Source organism: Ruegeria sp. CL3 (assembly GCF_056536505.1).
Genome location: NZ_JBQFPT010000007.1, coordinates 199,608 through 219,567, shown reverse-complemented (window position 1 = coordinate 219,567; position 19,960 = coordinate 199,608). Strand labels below are relative to the sequence as shown.

At 59.8% G+C, this 19,960-nt stretch carries 22 protein-coding genes; 5 read left to right on the top strand and 17 right to left on the bottom strand.

What is annotated here, in order from left to right; translation table 11 throughout:
• Positions 1 to 12: 12 nt before the first annotated feature.
• From ACR0NO_RS12705 to ACR0NO_RS12675, 7 genes are all read right to left on the bottom strand, one after another.
• Positions 13 to 426 carry a DUF3168 domain-containing protein gene (locus tag ACR0NO_RS12705; protein ID WP_480724191.1) on the bottom strand — a complete coding sequence of 138 codons (414 nt, stop codon included), beginning with the start codon at positions 424 to 426 and terminating at the stop codon, positions 13 to 15.
• On the bottom strand, positions 423 to 761 hold the full coding sequence (locus ACR0NO_RS12700) for a phage head closure protein (RefSeq protein ID WP_480724190.1): 339 nt from the start codon (positions 759 to 761) through the stop codon (positions 423 to 425). Before ACR0NO_RS12700 ends, ACR0NO_RS12705 begins: the two co-directional genes overlap by 4 nt.
• Positions 758 to 1,357, bottom strand: a complete 600-nt coding sequence (locus tag ACR0NO_RS12695; RefSeq protein ID WP_480724189.1) for a head-tail connector protein — start codon at positions 1,355 to 1,357, stop codon at positions 758 to 760. The genes ACR0NO_RS12700 and ACR0NO_RS12695 overlap by 4 nt, the downstream gene beginning before the upstream one ends.
• A gap of 169 nt (positions 1,358 to 1,526) precedes the next feature.
• A complete protein-coding gene (locus ACR0NO_RS12690) occupies positions 1,527 to 2,705 on the bottom strand; it encodes a phage major capsid protein (protein WP_480724188.1) in 1,179 nt (392 codons plus the stop codon).
• Between the two features lie 34 nt (positions 2,706 to 2,739).
• The gene (locus tag ACR0NO_RS12685) at positions 2,740 to 3,297 is read right to left on the bottom strand and encodes an HK97 family phage prohead protease (protein WP_480724187.1); all 558 of its coding nucleotides are present in this window, start codon (positions 3,295 to 3,297) and stop codon (positions 2,740 to 2,742) included.
• A 14-nt stretch (positions 3,298 to 3,311) separates the two neighbouring features.
• Positions 3,312 to 3,530, bottom strand: coding sequence for a GTA head formation protein, RCAP_rcc01685 family (locus ACR0NO_RS12680; protein WP_170676437.1), 219 nt, complete (start codon positions 3,528 to 3,530; stop codon positions 3,312 to 3,314).
• The gene (locus ACR0NO_RS12675; RefSeq protein ID WP_480724186.1) at positions 3,523 to 4,671 is read right to left on the bottom strand and encodes a phage portal protein; all 1,149 of its coding nucleotides are present in this window, start codon (positions 4,669 to 4,671) and stop codon (positions 3,523 to 3,525) included. The genes ACR0NO_RS12680 and ACR0NO_RS12675 overlap by 8 nt, the downstream gene beginning before the upstream one ends.
• 239 nt (positions 4,672 to 4,910) lie before the next feature.
• On the opposite strand from ACR0NO_RS12675, the gene ACR0NO_RS12670 reads away from it, so the two are divergent.
• Entirely contained in the window at positions 4,911 to 5,759 is an 849-nt protein-coding gene (locus tag ACR0NO_RS12670; protein WP_170639582.1) for an SDR family NAD(P)-dependent oxidoreductase, read from the top strand.
• A 261-nt stretch (positions 5,760 to 6,020) separates the two neighbouring features.
• Complete coding sequence (locus ACR0NO_RS12665) at positions 6,021 to 6,275, top strand: hypothetical protein (protein ID WP_480724185.1); 255 nt, start codon at positions 6,021 to 6,023, stop codon at positions 6,273 to 6,275.
• Between the two features lie 72 nt (positions 6,276 to 6,347).
• On the opposite strand, the gene ACR0NO_RS12660 is transcribed toward ACR0NO_RS12665, so the two are convergent.
• Both ACR0NO_RS12660 and ACR0NO_RS12655 read right to left on the bottom strand, forming a co-directional pair.
• The gene (locus ACR0NO_RS12660; RefSeq protein ID WP_480724184.1) at positions 6,348 to 7,691 is read right to left on the bottom strand and encodes a DNA-packaging protein; all 1,344 of its coding nucleotides are present in this window, start codon (positions 7,689 to 7,691) and stop codon (positions 6,348 to 6,350) included.
• Entirely contained in the window at positions 7,627 to 7,971 is a 345-nt protein-coding gene (locus tag ACR0NO_RS12655; protein ID WP_170466153.1) for a hypothetical protein, read from the bottom strand. Before ACR0NO_RS12655 ends, ACR0NO_RS12660 begins: the two co-directional genes overlap by 65 nt.
• Before the next feature lie 414 nt (positions 7,972 to 8,385).
• Between ACR0NO_RS12655 and ACR0NO_RS12650 the strand changes: the two genes are divergently transcribed.
• Both ACR0NO_RS12650 and ACR0NO_RS12645 read left to right on the top strand, forming a co-directional pair.
• Positions 8,386 to 9,891 (top strand): peroxidase family protein, encoded by a 1,506-nt coding sequence (locus ACR0NO_RS12650; protein WP_480724183.1) that lies wholly within the window; start codon positions 8,386 to 8,388, stop codon positions 9,889 to 9,891.
• Between the two features lie 324 nt (positions 9,892 to 10,215).
• The gene (locus tag ACR0NO_RS12645; protein WP_480724182.1) at positions 10,216 to 11,472 is read left to right on the top strand and encodes a DEAD/DEAH box helicase; all 1,257 of its coding nucleotides are present in this window, start codon (positions 10,216 to 10,218) and stop codon (positions 11,470 to 11,472) included.
• 44 nt (positions 11,473 to 11,516) lie between these two features.
• Here the strand turns inward: ACR0NO_RS12645 and mltG are convergent, their stop codons facing one another.
• The 7 genes from mltG to fabD form a co-directional block, all read right to left on the bottom strand.
• Positions 11,517 to 12,674, bottom strand: a complete 1,158-nt coding sequence (gene mltG / locus ACR0NO_RS12640; protein ID WP_480724181.1) for an endolytic transglycosylase MltG — start codon at positions 12,672 to 12,674, stop codon at positions 11,517 to 11,519.
• On the bottom strand, positions 12,675 to 13,940 hold the full coding sequence (fabF, locus tag ACR0NO_RS12635; RefSeq protein WP_480724180.1) for a beta-ketoacyl-ACP synthase II: 1,266 nt from the start codon (positions 13,938 to 13,940) through the stop codon (positions 12,675 to 12,677).
• A 191-nt stretch (positions 13,941 to 14,131) separates the two neighbouring features.
• Positions 14,132 to 14,875: a 1-(5-phosphoribosyl)-5-[(5-phosphoribosylamino)methylideneamino]imidazole-4-carboxamide isomerase gene (locus ACR0NO_RS12630; RefSeq protein ID WP_170639577.1), complete on the bottom strand. Its 744-nt coding sequence runs from the start codon at positions 14,873 to 14,875 to the stop codon at positions 14,132 to 14,134.
• 124 nt (positions 14,876 to 14,999) lie between these two features.
• Complete coding sequence (locus ACR0NO_RS12625; protein ID WP_480724179.1) at positions 15,000 to 15,539, bottom strand: GNAT family N-acetyltransferase; 540 nt, start codon at positions 15,537 to 15,539, stop codon at positions 15,000 to 15,002.
• A gap of 139 nt (positions 15,540 to 15,678) precedes the next feature.
• A complete protein-coding gene (locus ACR0NO_RS12620; protein WP_008756330.1) occupies positions 15,679 to 15,912 on the bottom strand; it encodes an acyl carrier protein in 234 nt (77 codons plus the stop codon).
• A gap of 209 nt (positions 15,913 to 16,121) precedes the next feature.
• The gene (fabG, locus tag ACR0NO_RS12615) at positions 16,122 to 16,859 is read right to left on the bottom strand and encodes a 3-oxoacyl-[acyl-carrier-protein] reductase (RefSeq protein ID WP_480724178.1); all 738 of its coding nucleotides are present in this window, start codon (positions 16,857 to 16,859) and stop codon (positions 16,122 to 16,124) included.
• Between the two features lie 42 nt (positions 16,860 to 16,901).
• Positions 16,902 to 17,840, bottom strand: a complete 939-nt coding sequence (gene fabD, locus ACR0NO_RS12610) for an ACP S-malonyltransferase (RefSeq protein ID WP_480724177.1) — start codon at positions 17,838 to 17,840, stop codon at positions 16,902 to 16,904.
• 174 nt (positions 17,841 to 18,014) lie between these two features.
• Between fabD and ACR0NO_RS12605 the strand changes: the two genes are divergently transcribed.
• Entirely contained in the window at positions 18,015 to 19,241 is a 1,227-nt protein-coding gene (locus ACR0NO_RS12605) for a cytochrome b/b6 domain-containing protein (protein WP_480523288.1), read from the top strand.
• A 60-nt stretch (positions 19,242 to 19,301) separates the two neighbouring features.
• On the opposite strand, the gene ACR0NO_RS12600 is transcribed toward ACR0NO_RS12605, so the two are convergent.
• Positions 19,302 to 19,874: a YceI family protein gene (locus ACR0NO_RS12600; RefSeq protein ID WP_170374040.1), complete on the bottom strand. Its 573-nt coding sequence runs from the start codon at positions 19,872 to 19,874 to the stop codon at positions 19,302 to 19,304.
• Positions 19,875 to 19,960: the final 86 nt, after the last annotated feature.

Here is a 19,960-nt window from a genome sequence, read left to right as displayed (position 1 = left end):
TCCGTTGATTGCTTAGTCGTCTTCCACGCGGGCGCGGAATCTCAGGTCGATCTGGCGGATCGCGCCGCCAGTTCCCGTGCGCCGGGCGCTGGCCCGTTCGAACCACAAACCCACCAGATGACCCCGGTCCAAACTCAGCGCCGCACCTTCCAGTGCGTCACACACCGCGCCGGCCAGCGTCTTGGCCGCGCCAAAGCCCGCTGCCTCGGACACCACCGAGACCGTGAAGCGATGCACAGCCCCTGCGTTTGCGCGGTCCGAGGCCTCTCGCACCTCTTCCGGACCCAAAGTCACGTAGGTCTGCGGCATGGTCCCCGCAGGCACCGCGTCGTAAATCGCTCCGCCCGACAGCGTGCTGACCTGCGCATCGCTTGACAGCTGCTGAAACACCGCCGCCTGCAAAGCAGCTGAAACGCCATAGCTCATGCCGCCACCTCTTCATCTGCAAAACAGGTCAGGTACTGGCCGCGCGGATCGCGCTCGGCCACCGCGCGGATCACGAAACGCCGGGCCCCTTCGCGGAACCGCTGGTCCGGAGCGGGCCGCATGCTCGACCCCTCAGGCGCACCCCGCACAACGATCCGGTAGCCCACGCGCGAGACCGAAGCCCCACCGACCGCTCGCTCCGCCCCGCTACGCGCGGTCACCTCGGCCCAGAGCGAGCCCAAAGCGGCCCAGGTTTCGGTATAGCCCCCAGCGCCGTCAGCGGCGCGAACCGGCGCCTCCAGCTCTAGCTTGCGGTTCAGTCGAGGCGCGTTCATTGCAGCACCCCAGCGCCGAAACGCACCGTGCGATAGCGCTGGATTAGGCTCGTCACGCCAAAGGGCATGCACCCCGCGCCCAGCGCGGTCTCATCGCGGTATTCATAATAATGCGCCGCCAACAGCAGCACCGCCTGTCCCAGATCGGCGGGCAAACCGCCCCAATCTGCGGCCATGCCCGCTGTGAAGGCGATCTTTACCGATCCACCCGTCTGGATTCTCGGCAAACAAGACCCCGCCGCACGCACCCGAGGGCGCTGCTCATCCCGCTCCAACCGGTACGTCGCGCTGTCCGCCACGGTTTCAGCGCCCAGCGCATCCGTCAGCGTGACAACGCCAACTGAAACCACCGGCGCTACTGGCAGAACTTCGCTTTCCGGATCGCGCCAGCCGTTCAGGCTCCACGAAAACTCCCGCTCGATCAGCACCTTGCCGGTGCGCGCCTCGATCGCTGCAATCGCTGCACGCAGAAAACCGGTCAGAACCTCATCATGCGTATCACCCTCAGCGAACCCCGTGCCCAGCCGCAGATGGGCTTTGAACTGATCCACCGGCAGCGCCGCATCCGCGATGGCGGTTTCTTCGATCAACATCATCTATTCACTCCGCAATCTCGGACCCCTCCGGGGCCGTATCCTTGAAAATGACGGGCACGCGCCGCCCCACGTTGCTCGGACGGAGGGGAGCAGCTAGACAACGCAGGGGATCTCACCCCGGCCCGTACCCGCCGCCCGAGGGACTTGCGCCCCCCGGATTCAGCCCGTTTTAGGCGGTGCCGAATTTCACCAGCTTGATTGCAGCAAAATCGCTCACATCACCGCCCACGCGCTTGGTCGCGTAGAACAGCACATGCGGCTTGGCGCTGAAGGGATCGCGCAACACGCGCAGGTCGGGACGTTCGGCAATGGTGTACCCCGCCTGGAAATCGCCAAAGGCAATCGAGAAGCTGTCGGTCGCCGCATCCGGCATGTCCTCGGCGATCAGCACCGGATAGCCCATCAGACGCGCAGGCTCACCCGCGGCCAGACCATCGGACCACAGGAAGCGGCCATCGCTGTCCTTCAGCTTACGGATCAGACCAGCGGTTTTCGAGTTCACAACGAAGGTGCCGTTCACGCGATACTGTGCGCCCAGCGCATAGACCACATCCACGATCGCATCCGCATCGACATCACCCGCCGTGCCGGTCGCAACATAGCCCAGATTGCCCCAGGCCCAGACGTCATTGTCGACAGCCGGGTGATCCAGAATACCCTTGGGCTTGTCCGCCCCATCACCACCGATAAACGCAGCCGCCTCGGCGCGGGCGAATTTGTCGGCGATACGGCTGGCCAGCCAGCCCTCGACGTCAAAGGCACTGTCATCCAAAAGACGTTGCGAGGCCTTGGGCAGCGCGCTCAGCTCGTGCAGCGGGATCGAGATGCGGTCGATGGACGGCGTCGCGGTCTCGGTCGTCGCCGAAGCCTCATCAGCCCAACCAGCGCCAACGTCGGCATGGTCGATCAGCACGTCGAACGAGTTCGCCTCGACATTAACCACCGACGCAATAGACCGGATCGAAGCGGTCGAATTCAGAACTGATTTGATTGTTTCCGCGGTCTGCGGATCAACCAGATAGCCGCCATCGCTGTTCACCGCGCTCGACAGAGATTTCGAATCCATCTCGAGCCCGCGCAGCCCATCATCTTCGCCCGAGCGCACATAGGCGTCGAAGGCTTTCTGATGTGGTGCGCCGTCCTCGATCAAGGCCGCAAGATGCGGGCGCGCCGCGATGGTTGATTTACGATCCAGCATGGTCAGTCGCTCTTCTGTCTGTTGCAGTTGGGTTTTAACTTCAGCCTTGAGGCCCTTGAATTCATTCACGAAGCCAGCCATCGCGTGCTTCACCTCCTGAACCAGGGGCGCACCCTCTCCGGTCAAGGCCGGGGTTTCGGTCTTGCTCATCAGAACTTCCTTTTTGGGTGGGTATTGAGGCGCGCTAGGTCCGCGCCAGCTCCTGCCGGGCGTCGCTGAACACCTCGGCAATACTGCGCCAAGTGTTCTCGGCATCAGGGTCGCACCCCTTCGCCGCCACCCGCGCACTGGGCAACATCGGAAAGGTCACCAAAGACACCTCCCACAGCTCCAGTTCGGTCAGGACCCGCTGGCCCTTGTCATTCTTCACGGCCCGCTTGGTGCGATAGCCGATCGACAGGCCATCCATCGCGCCCGCCCGGATCAGTTCCGCCGCCTCACGGCCCTTTTGCGTAGCCTCCAGCAGACGCCCTTCGACCCAAAGGCCCCGGTCGTCCTCGCGGACCTCGTCCCAGACACCGATGGGCTGCGCTGGATCGTGCTGCCACAGCATCTTGACCCGCTGCCCAGCCTTTGCCAGCCCGTCAAGCGAGCCGCGATACGCCCCGCGCTGCACCACATCGCTGCCCTGATCGACCTGTCCGAACAGGCTGGCATAGCCTTCGATCACGGCGTCATCGGTGACGGACAACGCGTCTCCGAACCGGGCAAATTTACGCTCTAAATCCATGAACTTCTCCATGTAAACTACTGAATTCAAGGCGTTACAACCAAGATGGATTGAAACGCCTGCGCCAGGATCACCGCGACCACGCCATAGACCGTCAGCCACAACCGGCGCTCCAGCCGCTCCATCATCTCTTCGATCTGATCCAGCCGCCTGCATAGATGCGCGTGCTGGATCTCGACCACCCGCTCATGCGCGGCCAGACGCAGGCCCGGCGCGCATTCGAACGGAGGATACCCTTCAGACATCGGCACGCTCTGGCAACCCTAGCAACGCGCGTTTCTCGGCATCCGTGAGGAAATCAGCCCCGTTGACCCGCGCCCATTGCGCATCGCGTTCCGCCGACAGCGCGGGAACTTGATCCAGATCGGGCTTCAGCATCAGATCCTCGCCGGTAAAGCCAACCAGCCATTCTGACACCGCCGCCGCCACCCGCGTCACCAGAGGCAGCACCGTCAGGCGATAGAACGCCCGGTTGGCCTCCTGATAGTTCGAATAGGTCGCGTCCCCTTGGATCCCAAGCAACATCGGCGGGACCCCAAAGGCCAGCGCGATCTCGCGGGCGGCGGCTTCCTTGGTCTTTTGAAACTCCATATCGGACGGAGAGAACCCCATCGGCTTCCAATCCAGTCCCCCTTCCAGAACCATCGGACGCCCCGCATTCCGCGCGCCGCGATAGTTCTGCTCAATCTCATCGGACAGACGCCGGAACTGGTCCTCGGCCATCACCCCATGGCCATCGCCCTTCCACACCAGCGCCCCCGAAGGCCGCGCCGCATTGTCGAGCAGCGATTTTGACCAGCGAGACGCGCTGTTATGCACATCAATCGCCATCGCCGCCGCCTGCATAGGCGAGAACCCGTAGTGATCATCCTGAGGGTGGAACGACTTGATATGACAGATGTTTTCCGCCGCAAATCGGTGCTTCTTGCCACCGACCGCATAGTCATACGCCTTGGGCCACCCATCCGCACCCGGCACCACGCTCATCCGGTCGGACCGCAGCACATGCAGTTCAACCGGCAGGCTTTCATCAGTCTGGACAGCCTCAACATAGGCATTGCCCGACAGCAGCAACTGTCCGAACAGCGCCTCCATCAACTCCGCCCGCCCCTGCGCCGAATTCGGACGGCGCATCAGCGACAGGATCGGATGCGCATCATAACGCTGCGCCTGATCCTGCAAGACCAGAGGCAGCGCCGCCGCCGCCTCGGCAATCAGCTTGACCGAGCGAAACCCCACCGGGTTCCCCGAAAACCCCGTGCGTGTCAGCGACACCGCGTCCCGAGGGCTCCACGCCACGCGCCCGCCCGGCTGCCAAGCCACGACGGGGCCAGCCGCGCTCGCCTTCGCCTCGGGCGCTCCACGACGCAAGAAATCGAATACCATCTGTGCTCCTTTCTGCCGCCGCTGTGTCCGGCTTGTTGAAAGGAGTTATGACGGAAAGAAGTTTAAAGCCTGGGAGCGGAGCGCGCGGAGGGTGAGCAACACAAGCACCCAAAATCATCTGTTGCCTGTGTAGTAGACAGAATTGGTGACGAGCCTGATACTCTATTGAGGCAACCTTTGTTACTTTTGGATGGCAATTTCAAATTTGCGCATTTTTATGGATCGGGAAGGAAAGCAAAATGTTCAACGACGCGGTGAAGCATGGTGGCGTTGCGGTTGTTACCGGGGCAGCAAGTGGGGTCGGACGTGCTGCGGCACTACGGTTTGCGCAGGCGGGTTTGGGCGTCGTTCTGGCAGACCTACCCGGAGCACAACTTGAAGCAACAGTTCAAGAAGCACGCCAATTGGCGTTCGCTGACGCACCTATTGAAGGCATACCGACTGATGTAACATCAGACGAAGAGGTAAACAACCTTGCCGATCGCGCATTTGAGATAGGTCCAATTGCTGCTTTGATGAACAACGCGGGGATTAGTCTGCCGACAACCGCTTGGTCAGAAACGGAAAACTGGCAACGGCTTTTTCAAGTTAACTTTTTCGGCGTTCTGCGAGGCGTGCAGGCCTTTATGCCTCGCATGATCGAAGCGAACCGCCCTGCTGTAGTCATAAATACCGGCTCGAAACAGGGCATTACAACACCACCGGGCAACCCCGGCTACAATGTCACCAAGGCCGCGGTCAAAGTGCTCAGCGAACAATTGGCCCATGAGTTGCGTGAAGCCGGAGCGCCAATTTCTGTTCACTTGTTTGTGCCAGGTTTTACATACACTGGTATGATTGCGTCTTTCCTCCCGGAAAAACCGCCCGCGGCGTGGACTAGTGAACAAACAGTTGATCACTTGTTCAATCGAATGGCCAATGGTGATTTCTATATCCTTTGCCCGGACAACGATGTCGACGAGACACGCGACCGACGTCGAGCACAATGGGCTATTCAAGACATTACCGAAAACCGCCCTCCACTCTCTCGCTGGCACCCCGACTACGCAGATGCATTTTCTAAATTCGAGAAAACCGGTGAGCAATAACTAAAGGCACCACGCCCGAGGCCCCCGATACGCCCTCGCAAACCCCACAACCAACTCATGCAGCGCCCAGACCAGCGCGTCGACCTGGTCGCGTGAGCCCTGCCCTGAATCCAACATGGCCAATTGTAAGAATTAGCTGCTCGTTGAAGTTTGAACCAAATTCCTTTTCAGTCGCAGCCAAAGTCTTTTGAATTCATGCCAGAGATGTTGTTTGCGTCTCACTTGCCCCCCACGTGCGCTTCGAATGCAAGAGGCCACACGATGAATGAAAATGACCCTGTCCCGCCCATCTACTCCGATGGGCACGATATCTGGACAAACGAACCTACCGCTGCCGACAAACACGTCTACGAGGCGTTTGCGTCAAGTGTAGTCAATCTTGTGCAGGTGCTTGATGACTACAAAACAATGATGTCACCGGATGTCTATGGAAGGCTGTTTTCTTCGCTGTTGGCGTTGTCCCGATTGCTCGGTGAATATGAGGATAGTTGGAGCCAAGGGAAGCCGATGCCCTGAACCAGAGTGCTTCCAACAAGCGATCAGTCCGCTATGCAAAACCTGATTGATGGCAAGCACACTTCTTAGAGTTCACAAACTCCGCACCCTTGGCCGCTGATACGTTCCCGCAGGCCCCACAATCAACTCATGCAGCGCCCATACCAAAGCGTCGACGCGGTCGGGCGAGCCTTGCCCCTCGAACCCGCGTGCAGTCATCTGGCACATCTGCTCCTCCAGCGCGTCCAGCCCGGCCACGTGGCTCACTCGTCCCTGTTCGTACAACGCCGCCACAGGCTCGGCCCGCGCGACCTTGCCGCGTGAGGCGCGAACAGCGCGGAACGGGACCAGAGGGTCCACCTGCCGCACGACCTCTTCCACCAGCTGCCCGCCCTGATTGACCTCGGCCACCAGCCGTTCGGCCCCGAATTCGTCCATCGCGTCAATCGCCGCCTGCGCCCAGCCCGCCGGGCCGACGCCCTGCACTGTGCGGTCGACCAGCACGTAGGCGCGCCACGCCTCGGGCAGGCCTTGCAGCTGCGCGCCCACGACCACGATTCCGCAGGCATCGGCGTTCGATCCCGCCGTCACCGCCGGATCCAATGCCACAACCACCCGGTCCAGCTCGGGCAGATGCGCGCAACGCGCCGCCTCCAGCATCGAACCCGTCCACAACGCCCCCTCGGCATCTGACAATAGCACCCCGTCCAACTCCTGCCGCCCCAGCCGCGTGCCTGCATAGCGCGCACGTACCTCCTCGAGGAAGGACGCGGCCAGATTGGCGCGGTTCGCCTCGGTCGGCGCATGGGTTTGAACGGTGGACGGAGACGCCAGCAACTCTTTCAGAACCTTCACATTGCGCGGTGTTGTCGTCACACAGACCCGAGGCTGATCGCCCAAACGCAAAGCAAATTGCAGCATATCCCAGGTCTCCCCGGCCTTCTTCCATTTGGCCAACTCGTCCACCCAGGCCGCATCGAACTGAGGCCCACGCAGCCCTTCGGGATCATGCGCCGAAAACGCCTGCGCCTCGGACCCGTTGGGCCAGATCAACTTGCGCTCCGAAGCCTTCCACGTGGGCCGACGATCCGGCGGCGAACATTGCAAAATGCCGCTATCGCCAAAAATCATCACATCACGCACCTGATCAAAGGTCTCGCCCACCAAGGCCACGCGAGACGCCGCGCCTTTGTCCAACGGCTTGGCCCCTTCGACCATCGAGCGCACCCATTCAGACCCCGCGCGCGTCTTGCCAGCCCCCCGACCGCCCATGATCACCCAGGACCGCCAGTCGCCCTCCGGGGGCAACTGATGCTGCAAAGCCCAGAACTCGAAAAGGAAAGGGAGGGCACACAGCCCCCCCTCCCCGATCTCACTCAGAAATCTGTCCTGCACCGCAACAGGTGCGGAGGCGAGCCAGCCTGCACCCGACCTCAAACCGAGCCCGGTCAAGGTCGAGTGCGTATCCCCCTTGGGCAATTCCGGCTTGTCTGTGATGTTGTTCGACAAAGCTTGTCTCCACTTTCTGGCAACTGCGGATCAGCCCCTCTAGCTGGCCGAGTTGCTTGCCTGTTCCGGCAAGGTCTGCATCCTCCCCGGCTCCGATCTGCTGGCGCAGTTCTTCCGCTGCATGGCGCAGATCTCGAATGGACCTCTCGAGCGACTGCAACAAGTCAGCCGTCTGGGAAATCCGCTCTTCCGGGGTAATCAAAGTCATGTTTGCCTGTGACCTCATGCGTGAGTTTTCTCCGCACGAGAGAAATGAAAAAACGGCCACCGGGTCGCCCCGGGGCCGTTCCCCACTTCTTCTAGCATGGAACAACTTATACGAGAATGAGTGCGCTGTGTCAAGTTTGTGCGCAACGGATCGCAACCCCTAAGCCGTTCTTTACATTAAACTTTTCATAACCCTCCGCGAGCGTTCTCCTGCGCGAACCACCTTATCGACAGAAAAAACCCGCCAATACAGCTCGCATATGCAGATTAAACACAGACTTATTTCCCGATTTCGTTTCCTATTTTGAGAAAAAGAAGGAAATTGATCCTCATTTGTGCTATTTTGGCCATTATGCCCATCATTTTGTGAGCATGATTCAACCTAGAACGAAGTTGATTATTTTTTGGAGTAGTTATGTCACGCCAACCCCATGGGCTCAGCCGATATGAAACGCTGGTAAAAGAATGCGCGGATACCCCGCGCCCGCCGCTGCCGGATACGTTTGGACGAATTGGGCATCGAAATCCGCTCTCAGGTATTGCCCCAGGCGGTGAGCCCTTTGATACCGCTGATGTCCTCGCCGCATTTGATTCAGCGGTCGACTCGATGAAAGACACCAATGACCCACAGGGTCATGACGTCGCCGCCGGTATGACCTTCTTCGGTCAATTCGTCGACCACGATGTAACGCTGGACGCAACCTCAGCCATTGGGACAGTTATTGATCCAGCCACCATTCGCAATATCCGTACCCCGACACTGGACCTCGATTGCGTTTACGGCGATGGCCCCGAAGCATCGCCGCACCTTTATCACCCGGACCATCACGGCTTCCTTCTTTTTGGAAACGCTGACAATCATCTCGACCTTGCCCGAACCAAGCAAGGTACAGCCCTTATTGGCGACCCTCGTAACGACGAGAACCAGATCGTATCGCAATTGCAGGGCGCATTTATCTGCCTACACAACATCGTTATGACAGCCTTGGAGGCAGACAGTGGCATGGCGCGCAAAGCCTTGTCCGGCATTTCAGCGGCAGCCATGCATACATTCAAGAAGAGCGAGGAGCCTTTCCAGGTTGCGCGCCGAATTTGTCGGCTGCACTATCAGTATCTCGTGGCCCATGATTTGCTTCAGGCATTCGTCGACGCCGACATTCTGAAAGATGTACGCGATCATCTTGAAGGTGGGACACTTCCGAAACCTTTCAAAGATGACTCCCCGGTTATGCCGATAGAGTTCTCCGGCGCTGCTTACCGCTTCGGACACGCCACAGTGCAGTCCAAATACCAGCTCAATCATGACAATCTGGATTTCGACCTGTTCAAGCTAGGACGGCCGGAGTTCTCTTTCCGACCGTCAGACCTGAACATTCACTTCGAGAAATTGTTCGACTATCCAGGTCAAACTGCTGACGCGCGTGCGCGACCCATTGGGCGCAAAATGGCGCAATCCATTTTCGCGCTCCCCTTCATCAGCGGCACGGCCGATATCGGCGGCGCCACAATGACCGAAGATCAGAACCGCAAACTTCCCTTGCGCAACCTGCTTCGCGACCGCCTCACGTTGGAGCTCGCCTCAGGTCAGCAAATGGCGCGCAAGATGCATGTGTCCGAACTTGCCGCTCCGCCTGAGCTGTCAGACCACGGCGTCACCAAAACACCGCTGTGGTACTACTGTCTGCAAGAGGCTGAAGGTCATAGCGGTCGACTTGGGCCGGTGGGCGGGACGATCGTCGCGACGGTGTTGCTGCGGCTTCTGTACCTTGACCCGGAAAGCCTGGTTTGCTCGACCCACGACTTTAAGCCGTGGAAAGAACTTGGCGCAGAAGATGACGGCACATACTCAATGGGTCATATGCTGAAATTCGTAGAAGACAATCGCGATAGCATCGCCCATGCGCGGGATCTTCGCACCTAAACCTACCATGCCCTGATCCGGTAAGTCGGATCAGGGTTTTCGCGCGACCAAGGAACCATCAATCACAAGCCTTGACATTTCAGTCGCCACGCATCATGTGCCTCTGACCAGCGCTGACGCGTGAGCCTCGGCGGGCACTATCTGCCCCACAGCGCCACAGATTTCTCCAGTTCCCCATCACGCAGGGTTCTTAACGCGACGACCAGATAGAGCAGGAACCGCCTGTCTGTCCCGAGGTCTCGCTTGACCCTACCGGTCGCGAATGCGGCCCATCACGACTTGCCCGTTGGCGAATGCAATGCTGCGGGCGGCAAAGGATAAATATTGTTCGACTTCGATATGCTGGGCCTTGCACCAGCGCTCAACGATGCACTGAAGAGTGCGAATTTTTCACAGCCCACTCCGATCCAGAACCAAGCGATCCCGCTGGCTCTGAACGGGCATGACATTCTGGGGCTGGCGCAGACCGGTACCGGCAAAACGCTGGCCTTTGGCCTGCCGTTGATTGATCACCTGCTGAACCAACCCGGCAAACCTGCGCCAAAAACGGCCAAGGCATTGATCCTTGCGCCCACGCGCGAACTTGTGAACCAGATTGCCGACAGCCTGCGGGTTCTGACCGGAAATACCAAACTGCGCGTAGCAACTGTTGTGGGTGGTCAGTCCATCAACAAACAGATCGCCTTTCTGGGTCGCGGCACAGATATTCTGGTGGCCACACCGGGGCGTCTGATCGACCTGATGGAGCGGAAGGCTGTCGACCTCGGCTCGGTTCGCCACCTTGTACTGGACGAAGCCGATCAGATGCTGGATCTGGGCTTCATCCACGCGTTGCGCAAAATCGCGCCTGCTCTGGGCACACCACGTCAGACTATGCTGTTCTCGGCCACGATGCCAAAGCAGATGGAAGAGATCAGCCGCGCTTACCTGACTAATCCGCAGCGGGTGCAGGTCTCTCCTCCAGGTAAAGCGGCGGACAAGATCACGCAATCGGTTCACTTCGTCACCAAACCCGAGAAACCTGGCAAATTGCGAGAGATCCTGTCGCAGGACACCGACGCCCTGACCCTTGTCTTCTCGCGCACCAAGCACGGCGCCGAGAAGCTGATGAAGGGGCTTGTCGCCGATGGCTACAACGCCGCCTCGATCCACGGCAACAAAAGCCAGGGGCAGCGTGACCGCGCTATCAAGGCCTTCCGCGCCGGAGAGATCAACGTGCTGGTCGCGACGGACGTAGCCGCGCGTGGGATCGACATTCCCGGTGTGGCCTATGTGATCAACTACGACCTGCCCGAGGTGCCCGACAACTATGTCCACCGCATTGGCCGTACGGCTCGCGCCGGTCGCGAGGGTGAGGCGATTGCGTTCTGCTCGGCGGAAGAGGTTGATCTGCTGCGTCAGATCCAGAGGCTGATGAAGATCGACATCCAGGTTGCCAGCGGCACACAGCCAGAACCTGTTGAGGCGGAACGCGGCGGGCGTCGCCAGAACAACCGGCGTTTCAAGCCGAGACCGGCGAACGGAGGCGCGAAACCCGGGCAAAACAAGCGCCGGCGCCCCCGTCGTAAACCCGCAGCCTGACCTAAAAAAACAGCGCCGAAAGCGGCGCTGTTTTTCGTTTTGGCTTAGTTGCCCGAGTTTCGTTCGGCCTCAATCTCGCGCCATTTCGCGACATTGCGGTTATGTTCCTGCAACGTCTCGGCGAAAGCGTGGCCTCCGGTACCATCCGCAACAAAGAACACAAAGTTCGTGTTGTCGGGCGCGACAGCTGCTTCGAGGCTCGCCAGACCGGGGTTGGCGATCGGGGTCGGTGGCAGCCCGTCGATTTGATAGGTATTCCAGGGCGTTGGCCGGTTCAGCTCGCTGCGGCGCAAACCGCGTCCCAACGTTCCCTGCCCTTTGGTGACGCCGTAGATAACCGTAGGGTCGGTCTGCAGGCGCATGCCTTGATTCAGACGGTTCACAAAGACGCTGGCGACCTGGCCCCGCTCTCCGGGAACACCCGTTTCTTTTTCGATGATCGAGGCAAGGATCAGCATTTCCTCAGGGCTTTCCAGCGGCAAACCCTCTTGGCGGTTTTCCCAGGCAGCATTGATCCGAAGCTGTTGTTTGTCCTGCATCGCTTTCAGGATGTCGTTGCGGTCCTGACCGGCAGCGACATCGTAGCTGTCTGGCGCAAGCGAGCCTTCTGCGGGGATTTCGGAAATCTCACCGCTCAGCGCTTCAAAACTCTTCAATGCCTCAACCACCTGCCATGAGGTCACGCCTTCTGCGAGTGAAACACGATAGCGTGTGTCTGCCTCTTGGCGCTTCGCCTGATAGGCCGCCGGGGTTTCTTCCTCGGCCATGTCAAACTCGGCGATTTCGTCGAATTCCAGCGTGGCTGGGTTTAATTCGCGCACGCGTGTCTGGGCGCGGGTCACGCCGATGCGATATTCGATCTCCGAGCCGCAGGTGCTCGCGCCACTGCTGGTGATCTCGTAGATGATCTGCTCCATCGACGCGCCTTCACGCACCAAAAAGCTGCCTGCTTTCAACTGCTGCGCCCGGTCGGTGTAGTCGGCGGCCATGCGAAAGATCGTGGCGTTGGTGATCGCGCCCTGATCCTCAAGCTCGCGGCTGACCCGCGTCATGTTCGAACCGCTTTCCACCCGCAGGCAGATCGCGGTTTCCAGCGGGCCTTCCGACTGATACTGGGTCTGACCCCAAAGGATCAGACCGCCCACCAGAAACAGGCCGACCACCAGGATGGTCAGCGCGTTCGATGCAATGGCCCGCCACATTTAACTGGCCTTTCCGAAGATCACGCTGGCATTGGTGCCTCCGAACCCGAACGAGTTCGACAGGGCCACATTGATCTCACGCTTGCGCTTTTCGTTCGGAGCCAGATCAATCGGCGTTTCAACCGCTGGATTGTCGAGGTTGATAGTCGGAGGAGCCACCTGATCGCGGATCGCAAGGATTGAAAAGATCGCCTCAATCGCGCCCGCAGCCCCCAGCAAGTGGCCGGTGGCAGACTTGGTCGAAGTCATGGTGGCATTCGCTGCATGGTCACCCAACAGACGCTCAACAGCACCCAATTCGATTGTATCCGCCATGGTCGAGGTGCCATGCGCGTTGATATAGTCCAGATCTTTCGGCTCCAGCCCAGCGCTGCGTAGCGCGGCTTTCATCGAACGCTCGGCCCCGTCGCCATCTTCCGACGGTGCGGTGATGTGATAAGCGTCGCCCGACATGCCGTAGCCCAGAACCTCGGCATAAATCTTCGCGCCACGCGCCTTGGCGTGTTCATATTCTTCCAGAATGACGATGCCTGCGCCTTCACCCATGACAAAACCATCGCGGTCAACGTCGTAGGGGCGGCTGGCTTTCTTCGGATCGTCTGCATATTTGGTCGAAAGCGCCTTACAGGCGTTGAAACCTGCGATGCCGATCTCGCAGATGCAGCCCTCGCCGCCACCGGCCACCATGACATCGGCGTCGCCCGCGCGGATGATGCGGCTGGCGTCCCCAATCGCATGGGCACCTGTCGAACATGCTGTCACGACCGAGTGGTTCGGTCCCTTGAACCCAAACCGGATCGACACCTGACCGGACGCCAGGTTGATCAGCGCGCCGGGAATGAAGAAGGGCGACACACGGCGCGGGCCTTTGTCACGGATCAGATTTGCTGTATCCGCAATCGAGCCCAGCCCACCAATGCCAGAGCCGATCAGAACGCCAGTGCGCAGGCGATCTTCCTCACCCTCAGGGGTCCAGCCTGCATCCTTGCACGCCATCTCCGCTGCGGCGATCGAGTACAGGATAAAGTCTTCGATCTTGCGTTGTTCTTTCGGAGGCATCCAGTCATCGGGGTTGAACGTTCCGTTTGTTCCGTCCCCACGCGGCACCTCGCAGGCATAGGTCGTAGTGACCCCGCTTGCCTCGGCATCGAAATGTGTGATTGGCCCTGCGCCGGACTCTCCGTCCAGCAGACGCGACCAGGTTTCCTCGACTCCGCTGGCCAAAGGAGTGACCAACCCCAGACCGGTTACGACGACTCTGCGCATGAAGTGCCTCTTGCCTGCTTACTGTTATGCGAACCGCTCATACCCCGGCCCGGGGTGCGGGGGCAAGGGCCACGCTCCATTCCCCGTCTGCATCTTGCGGTTTCAGCTTGATTTTGGGCGAACCTGCGCCTGCAAATCCCCCTCGCCCTGCTGACATCGCAGGGCGAGAGAGAGTTTCATTTTCGGTTCCGTTACTGGAACTGCGCCACTGGCTCATGCGCGCCAGCTGCTACACCCAGAGCGTCGGACAGATCGACTGTTTTTCGGAACAACGCTCTGCCGACAATCGCGCCTGCAATGTTCGGGATGTAGGACAGACGCGAGATATCGTCTGCCGTACGCACCACGCCGCTGGCAATGACTGGCGTCCGCGAATGCTGTGCCACACCGGAGATCAGGCCCAGCTGCGCTTCGACGTCTTCCATGTCACTGTCGATATCCGTCACGACGATGGCTGCGAAAGGCGTACCGTCGAAGGCGTCAATGAACGCCTCGGGAGTGAACGCGCTTTGGCTACGCCAGCCGTCGGTCATGACAAAACCCTGCCAGACATCGACCGCAAGAACGATCTGATCCGGGTAGAGCTTCGCAAGCTCTTTTACCAGGTTAGGGTCCCGCGCCGCAAGCGTCCCGATGACAACGCGGCCTGCGCCCTTGTCGATCCAGTATTCGACCTGCTCGCGGTTACGCATACCACCGGCCAATTGCACGGGGATCTCGGCCGACCGAATGATCTCTTCCACCAGTTCATGGTTGGTGTCGCGGCCTTCTACGGCATCGAAGTCTGTCAGATGCATCCACTCGGCCCCGGCCTCGGCCCAACCCCGCGCGGTTTCGACCGGGTTCACGTGCCAGATCATCGCATCCTCAAGGCGCCCTTTGTCCAAGGTGACACAGCGACCGTTCTGAAGTTCCATTGTGGGGTAGATTCTCATGAGCTTTCTCCTCCGCCCAAGCGCCCTAAAGTCTCATTGTAACATACACGCTCACATCCGAGCCTGCTGCGACCAGGATCGGCATTGTTTGCACTGTTTGCGGCATTGCGGAGTATTGGCGGTATTACGCCCGTGCCGGAGGACCATTGCGACGCAGAAGATGGACAGGGGTGCCGTTATACTCGGCCTCTCGCATCACGACATAGCCCAGCTTTTTCGCAAGCTTCTGTGACGAGGCGTTGGCTGCGTTCACCATCGCCACCAATCGGCCCGGCATGATCCGATCAAACCAATCATGGGCGGCCTGCGCGGCTTCATATCCCAGACCAAGGCCCTGTGCTTCGGGCGCCAGAACCCAACCGGCTTCGGGATAGATGTCGAAATCCTCGCCCATCGCACGGTTTCCATAGAAGAACCCGGCCTGCCCAATCAGCTTGCGATTCGATTGCTGCAGCACACCCCATTGCCCGAACCCGGCCATCTGCCAATGCCCTGCATTACGCAGAAACGAGTCCCAGGCCTCACCGCGCGACCGCGGGTTGCCACCGATATGGCGCGTTACACACGGGTCGCGCCATATCTCGGCGAACCGTTCAAAATCCTCAGGGCGCATCGCACAGAGTGTCAGACGCGCCGTATTTATCATCGGGGTGGATCTTATCATGTCCTGCCCACCTTGAATTGTGCCTCAGTGGAAACAGTGCGAATCGAAATCGCCTCGTGCAACCCTGAATTTAACGCGGGCACAAAAAAGCGGCGCCTCCGTTGCCCGGAAGCGCCGCTTTTCTATCAGTACGATACGCTTAGGACGCTTCGCTGATGAATTTGACGGCGTCGCCAAAGGTCTGGATGGTCTCGGCTGCGTCATCGGGAATCTCGATGCCGAACTCTTCTTCGAAGGCCATGACCAGTTCAACGGTGTCCAGGCTGTCTGCGCCCAGGTCGTCGATGAACGAAGCGTTTTCCGCTACTTTGTCTTCTTCAACACCCAGGTGTTCAACAACGATCTTCTTCACGCGATCTGCGACGTCGCTCATGTCTATTCCTCATTCTTTCTTCAGGGCGATCCGCCCGGTTCTGCCCTTGCCCGCTCGGGATGGACTTGTTTTGCCCGTTCCGGGCGGTTTGGCTCCCGGCTGTCCGGGAAAGTCGAGGGCCGACCAAAACGACCGGCCCCAGCATGGATGCGCCGCCTATAGCATAGTCGACGCGCAAGGCAAACGCTTTCGCACCGCCTTGGTGGCGGTCACAACATGGCCATGCCGCCGTTCACATGCAAGGTTGTTCCGGTCACGTATCCGGCCTCGGGGCTGGACAGGTAAAGAACAGCGGCCGCGATTTCCTCAGGGTCACCCATTCGACCAGCCGGAACTTTCAGCAACAAACCTTTTTTCTGCTCGTCCGTCAGCTTTTCCGTCATCGCCGTCGTGATAAAGCCAGGGGCCACTGCGTTCACCGTAATCCCACGCGTTGCGACCTCATGCGCCAGCGCTTTCGAGAACCCGATCATCCCCGCCTTGGAGGCCGCGTAGTTCGCCTGCCCCGGATTGCCGATCGCCGCAACCACTGATGAGACATTCACGATCCGACCCCAGCGCGCCTTCATCATGCCGCGGATCACGCCTTTGCACAGCTTCATGGTCGAGGTCATGTTGACGTCGATCACGCTCTGCCATTCCTCGTCGGACATACGCATGAACAGGTTGTCACGTGTGATACCCGCGTTGTTGACTAGGATATCGACCGAGCCCATTGCTTCAGCTGCCTGTTTCGGCAGGGCCTCGACGGCCTCAGAATCGCTCAGGTTGCACGGCAGCACATGGGCGCGTTCGCCCAGTTCGTCGGCCAGTTTCTGCAGCGGCTCGACCCGCGTGCCGGACAGACCGACCGAGGCACCCGCGCTGTGCAGGGCCCGTGCGATATCGCCTCCGATACCACCCGAAGCACCAGTGATCAGCGCGTTCTTACCTGTCAAATCAAACATTCTATTTCCCTCGTGAGGCGCCCCGAAGGGCGCGTTCTATGCTTACGATTCGGCCTGTACGGCCTTCTGAACATCCTCGGGCGTGCCGACGGCCTTGCCCGCAATTGCCCGGTCAATCTTGCGGATCATACCAGACAGAGCCTTGCCCGCGCCAATTTCCCATGTCTCGGTGACACCCTGCGCTGCCATGTATTGCACGCTTTCCCGCCACCGGACCGAGCCTGTGACCTGCTCGACCAGCAATTGACGGATCAAATCCGGGTCTTTGACCGCCTCGGCCCGCACATTGGCGATCAGAGGAACAGCTGGCGCCTTGATCTCAACTGCGGCCAGGGCCTCGGCCATAGCATCCGCCGCGGGCTGCATCAGCGCGCAATGAAACGGAGCGCTGACGGGCAACATAACTGCGCGCTTTGCGCCCTTTTCCTTGGCAATCTCAGCCGCACGTTCCACAGCAGCCTTCGCGCCGGACACCACAACCTGGGTCGGGTCGTTGTCGTTGGCCGCCTGGCAAACCTCACCCTGCGCGGCTTCTTCGGCAACGGCGCGCACGGCATCGAGATCCAGCCCCAAGATCGCGGCCATCGCACCTTCGCCCACCGGAACGGCGCTTTGCATGGCTTGCCCACGGGTCCGCAACAGGCGAGCTGTATCAGCCACCGTCAACGCACCAGCCGCAGCCAGCGCGGAATACTCACCCAATGAATGCCCGGCCACAAAGGCAGCATCGGTGACCGAAACGCCTTCGGCCTCAAGCGCGCGCATCGCCGCCATCGAGGTCGCCATCAGCGCCGGTTGCGCGTTCTGCGTAAGGGTCAGATCGGCAATGTCGCCTTCCCAGATCAGCTGGCTCAGCTTTTCGCCAAGCGCGTCGTCCACCTCTTCAAAGATGGCCTGAGCTGCCGGGTATGCCTCGGCCAGAGCCTTGCCCATGCCGATGGTCTGGGCACCCTGCCCTGGGAAAACGAACGCGCGTGTCATTGCAACCTCTTGGATGACGTTAGGTTGCGGCGGGGTGTAAACCGTGTGAGGACGCGGCACAAGTAGGGCCTGCGCTCTGCATTCGGGCACCATATCTGTGCGCGGGTCAGGCTTGTGCCGAATCCTTCTGGCTTTAGGTTCAAGACAGCCAATCGAATCCGGAGCGTGCGAGAGATGCCCTCGACCAATACCTTTTCCACCTATGGCAGCGTGACCAAGACTTTCCACTGGTTGACCGCCCTGCTGATCCTGACCGCCCTGCCTTTGGGCTGGTTTGCCAATGATTTGGCGCATGCCATCTACGACCCGAACATCCCGACCAGCGAATCCGATATCGCGCGGGCCGCAACACTGTTCTCCCTTCACAAAACGATAGGGGTCACCGTGTTCTTCGTGGCTCTGGCGCGTATCCTTTGGGCGCTGACCCAAACCAAACCCGGCCTGCTTAATGCCGACAACAAGCCCGAGGCCTTCGCAGCTGAGACCGTTCACTGGATGCTCTACGCATCGCTTGTTCTGGTGCCCCTGACCGGCTGGATACACCACGCCGCGACCGAAGGCTTTGCGCCCATCTGGTGGCCCTTCGGCCAAAACCTGCCCTTCGTGCCCAAATCCCTCTATTTGTCCGAGTTGACGGCAAACCTGCATTGGCTGTTCATCTGGGTTCTTGCCGGGTCGCTGGCGCTGCACATCGCGGGCGCGCTGAAACATCATGTCGTGGACAAGGACAGCACCCTGCGGCGGATGCTGCCGGGACGAACTGACGCGCCCGAGCCTCCAACGCAACACCACTCACCCGTACCTGCATTTGCAGCCCTGGCCATCTGGGGCGCCGTTCTGGTCGGTGGCTGGTCCATCGGAGTGTTCGAGGATCACGCAAAAGGCGCCGTGGACGCCGCCGAGCTTGGCGATGTGCAATCCGACTGGAACGTCGAAGAAGGCACCCTGTCGATCACCATCTCGCAGTTGGGCAGCCCCGTCACCGGCAGTTTCAACGAATGGACGGCGGCAATCGCGTTTGAAGAACCCGCCCAACCGGGCCCTGCGGGATCGGTGGATGTGACCATCGCCATCGCGTCGCTCAGCCTCGGGACAGTCACGGACCAAGCCATGGGCGCTGATTTCTTCGACAGCGCGCAATTCCCAACGGCCCAGTTCAAAGCTGACCTGTTCAAGACAGATACAGGCTACGAGGCCCGAGGCCCCCTGACCATCCGAGACAAATCGGTGGACGTCATACTGCCCTTCTCCCTGCTACTCGAGGACGACACGGCAAGCATGTCCGGCACATTAGAACTGAACCGCATGGCGTTCGATGTCGGCACATCCCAACCGACCGAGGAGTCTCTGGGCTTCAACGTTACGGTCTCCGTTGACCTGACGGCGAAACGTTCTGAATAAAAAAGAAACCGCCGGGGGTTTTGGCCCCCGGCGGTTGTGATCCAAAGGATCAGCACAGATTTACTCGGCTTTCTGAGCCTCGACAGAGATCTGCACCTGAACTTCATCGCTCACGAAGGGCGCGAACTGACCCAGGTCGAACTCGCTGCGCACCAGCGTCGTCGTGGCGTCGAAGCCAGCCCAAGGCTTGTTTGCCATCGGGTGGTTGTCAGCCTTGTTCAACTTGGCATCCAGAACGACCGATTTGGTAACGCCGTTCATAGTCAGGTCACCGGTGATGTTTGCGGTGTTTTCGCCGGTCACTTCGATCGAGGTCGAGGTGAACGTAATCAGGTCCCCTTCGGCGGCGCCAAAGAAATCCTCGGTCATGAAGTGATCTTCACGCGGCTTCCAGCCTGTGAACATCTCTAGAACCGGCATGGAGACCGAAACGCTCGACGCGGCAGGATCTTCCTGATCGAACATGATCTCGCCTTCAAAGCCCGAGAACATGCCGTAAGTGGTCGAGAAACCAAGGTGATCGTAGCTGAAAAGCACCTGGCTATGGCTAGAGTCCAGAACGTATTTTTCGGCGCTGGCGAAAGCAGTGGTTGCCGTGAGGGCAAGCGCGGCAGCAAGGAGGGTGGATTTCATGACTGTCTCCGGGTTTGTGGACTATACGCAAACATAGTGCGTTTGCTCGGAAACAAAAATGTGCTGCCCAAGGGCAGCACACAAGT

Bases quoted from the DNA above. Each gene is read 5' to 3' on its own strand.
- fabG (WP_480724178.1), bottom strand. From the start codon at position 16,859: ATGTTTGATTTGACAGGTAAGAACGCGCTGATCACTGGTGCTTCGGGT.
- ACR0NO_RS12700 (WP_480724190.1), bottom strand. From the start codon at position 761: ATGAACGCGCCTCGACTGAACCGCAAGCTAGAGCTGGAGGCGCCGGTT.
- ACR0NO_RS12650 (WP_480724183.1), top strand. From the start codon at position 8,386: ATGTCACGCCAACCCCATGGGCTCAGCCGATATGAAACGCTGGTAAAA.
- ACR0NO_RS12600 (WP_170374040.1), bottom strand. From the start codon at position 19,874: ATGAAATCCACCCTCCTTGCTGCCGCGCTTGCCCTCACGGCAACCACT.
- ACR0NO_RS12670 (WP_170639582.1), top strand. From the start codon at position 4,911: ATGTTCAACGACGCGGTGAAGCATGGTGGCGTTGCGGTTGTTACCGGG.
- ACR0NO_RS12665 (WP_480724185.1), top strand. From the start codon at position 6,021: ATGAATGAAAATGACCCTGTCCCGCCCATCTACTCCGATGGGCACGAT.
- ACR0NO_RS12705 (WP_480724191.1), bottom strand. From the start codon at position 426: ATGAGCTATGGCGTTTCAGCTGCTTTGCAGGCGGCGGTGTTTCAGCAG.
- ACR0NO_RS12680 (WP_170676437.1), bottom strand. From the start codon at position 3,530: ATGTCTGAAGGGTATCCTCCGTTCGAATGCGCGCCGGGCCTGCGTCTG.
- fabF (WP_480724180.1), bottom strand. From the start codon at position 13,940: ATGCGCAGAGTCGTCGTAACCGGTCTGGGGTTGGTCACTCCTTTGGCC.
- ACR0NO_RS12630 (WP_170639577.1), bottom strand. From the start codon at position 14,875: ATGAGAATCTACCCCACAATGGAACTTCAGAACGGTCGCTGTGTCACC.
- ACR0NO_RS12695 (WP_480724189.1), bottom strand. From the start codon at position 1,357: ATGATGTTGATCGAAGAAACCGCCATCGCGGATGCGGCGCTGCCGGTG.
- ACR0NO_RS12690 (WP_480724188.1), bottom strand. From the start codon at position 2,705: ATGAGCAAGACCGAAACCCCGGCCTTGACCGGAGAGGGTGCGCCCCTG.
- ACR0NO_RS12655 (WP_170466153.1), bottom strand. From the start codon at position 7,971: ATGACTTTGATTACCCCGGAAGAGCGGATTTCCCAGACGGCTGACTTG.
- ACR0NO_RS12605 (WP_480523288.1), top strand. From the start codon at position 18,015: ATGCCCTCGACCAATACCTTTTCCACCTATGGCAGCGTGACCAAGACT.
- fabD (WP_480724177.1), bottom strand. From the start codon at position 17,840: ATGACACGCGCGTTCGTTTTCCCAGGGCAGGGTGCCCAGACCATCGGC.
- mltG (WP_480724181.1), bottom strand. From the start codon at position 12,674: ATGTGGCGGGCCATTGCATCGAACGCGCTGACCATCCTGGTGGTCGGC.
- ACR0NO_RS12675 (WP_480724186.1), bottom strand. From the start codon at position 4,671: ATGGTATTCGATTTCTTGCGTCGTGGAGCGCCCGAGGCGAAGGCGAGC.
- ACR0NO_RS12625 (WP_480724179.1), bottom strand. From the start codon at position 15,539: ATGATAAGATCCACCCCGATGATAAATACGGCGCGTCTGACACTCTGT.
- ACR0NO_RS12620 (WP_008756330.1), bottom strand. From the start codon at position 15,912: ATGAGCGACGTCGCAGATCGCGTGAAGAAGATCGTTGTTGAACACCTG.
- ACR0NO_RS12685 (WP_480724187.1), bottom strand. From the start codon at position 3,297: ATGGAGAAGTTCATGGATTTAGAGCGTAAATTTGCCCGGTTCGGAGAC.